Below are 1,790 nucleotides of genomic sequence, written 5' to 3'. Positions count from 1 at the left end.
GGTGGCTACGATGAACCAGAAATCCTCCCTCCGCAAAATCCTTCAATTTGTCTCAAAGGTCTCGACGGCGAACACTCTTCAGGTTCGATCACTTCTTAGAGCATGATGAGATCAGGTCGAATTGTATCCGCGATGAACGCTGCGCTCCCTCTCCCGCAAGCGGGAGAGGTGACGTGAACTCACCGCCCATTCAACCAAGCACCACGCTATAGGCGCGCCACGGCTGCAACAGAACGGCCGGGCAAGTGCCCGGCCGTTCTCTCCGCTGTGGGTGTTTAGACCAAGTCTCGGACTCGGGGCCGCCCCTCACAAGCCCGATATCCTCCTTGACCTGCTCCCGCATCGAGCAGTGTAAGCCCGGAAGCCACATCACCCGGATATCGCGTGCTCATACGGCTAATGCTAGCGCGCCGGCTCCTTGGTCCGTTCTTCGGTTGCGATCGATTGTGCGGGCTTGGTCGAGCGGACCATCAGAAATGTTCCCGACAGCGTCGAGCCCGGCAGCCTCCAGCGCCCATCAATCTCCGTGGCCTCAGCATTGACCACGCCTTCATACTGCACCGTGTCATAGCCGTAGCCAGGCGGCTCGTAGCGCTTAACGAACGAAACTGCGCTGCCCGATCGCTGACCGGCAATCGAAGCGTTGTGGGTGCTCAACGGGCAGCCCGGCATCATGCAGGGTTCGGTCACGCTTCCGCCGAGGGCGCCACCGGCTTCGATAAGCGTCGCCAGAAACGTGACCATTCCAGCTTGCGGCTGAATATAGCTGCCGTCCCAGACGCCGGTCAGACTGTTGGTCATTGTGGTTCGACACGTGTGGCGAAGGAGAGCGGCGGGGCTTTGATGCCGGGCGGGCGAAGGAAATGGTAGATGGGCACGGCGATCCTCGTCAATTGCAAAGACCAGCTGGCGGTAGCGTAATAATCTCCATGTCAGCGTTTGCCAAATACACGGTTGTGCTTGATAGCCAGATTGTTAGGGGCGTGCATAATTGCGTCCTTTACCGCGATGGTCAAAGCCTCATGTCTGACGAAGATTTACCCCGATATTCTGATCCGGTTGTCTGTTTTGGATCTTGGAACATGTCGCGGTTTGGTTCTCCGATCCAGCACTACGCTGACATTCTAAAATCACGCGTGATGCCGATTTTTGACGACCTAGATGGAGAACAGAAGCGGGCAGCGGACGAAGTATTGAACGCGTCCTATTGGGGCCCAGATGATTATGGGACGGCGATAGAGGCCGCTTATGAACATAGTAGGGAGCACACCTTACAATTCACGGAGTTACGCACGGTCTTTCTGGCGACAGGCGTAGCTGGTTTATTTCATCTCTTTGAGAAGCAACTCTATCGATTTCTCAACCACGAACTGAGACAAAATCTCGTCAAAAAAATAGATCGATGGGAGGACGCTGCTGCTGCAATTGAAGCATTGGATCGACCCCGATGCGCGGATAGCGGCCAAACAGCGCTCCAGTTAGCTTTCAACGCACCTGCCATCAAGGAACTGCGTCTAGTAGCGAACGTCGTAAAGCACGGTGAAGGAAGATCATACGACGATCTCAAAGCAATGGGCGCGCGGGTCGTTGATCCTGAACGCTTCAAGGACAATTTTACGATTGGTCCGCATTCGGTCCTTGGTGTGACACTCGCTATAGATAGCGACGATATCGAGCGGTATGTTAAAGCATTACTATTTTTCTGGTCCTTGAAGGTGAGCGTCATCCGGCGACCACGCACTGAGGGCTGATCTGGTCGGCTAGGAAGATCTCGTGGATTGTTTCGTCAC

Annotated in this window: 2 protein-coding genes; one reads left to right on the top strand and one right to left on the bottom strand. The window is 55.1% G+C overall.

Features of this window, described 5'->3' with window-relative positions; translation table 11 throughout:
• Positions 1-402: 402 nt before the first annotated feature.
• Complete coding sequence (locus tag AAFX91_RS41390; RefSeq protein WP_394570318.1) at positions 403-801, bottom strand: hypothetical protein; 399 nt, start codon at positions 799-801, stop codon at positions 403-405.
• On the opposite strand from AAFX91_RS41390, the gene AAFX91_RS41385 reads away from it, so the two are divergent.
• Positions 801-1,751: a hypothetical protein gene (locus tag AAFX91_RS41385; protein WP_394570317.1), complete on the top strand. Its 951-nt coding sequence runs from the start codon at positions 801-803 to the stop codon at positions 1,749-1,751. The two genes, AAFX91_RS41390 and AAFX91_RS41385, sit on opposite strands and share 1 nt — an antisense overlap.
• The last annotated feature ends 39 nt before the right edge of the window (positions 1,752-1,790 follow it).

The organism is Bradyrhizobium sp. 31Argb (genome assembly GCF_043638955.1).
Taxonomy (GTDB): Bacteria; Pseudomonadota; Alphaproteobacteria; order Rhizobiales; family Xanthobacteraceae; genus Bradyrhizobium.
Note: the sequence above shows the minus strand (reverse complement) of the source record. Positions and strands in the feature narration are given on the sequence as shown.

Bases quoted from the DNA above. Each gene is read 5' to 3' on its own strand.
- AAFX91_RS41390 (WP_394570318.1), bottom strand. From the start codon at position 801: ATGACCAACAGTCTGACCGGCGTCTGGGACGGCAGCTATATTCAGCCG.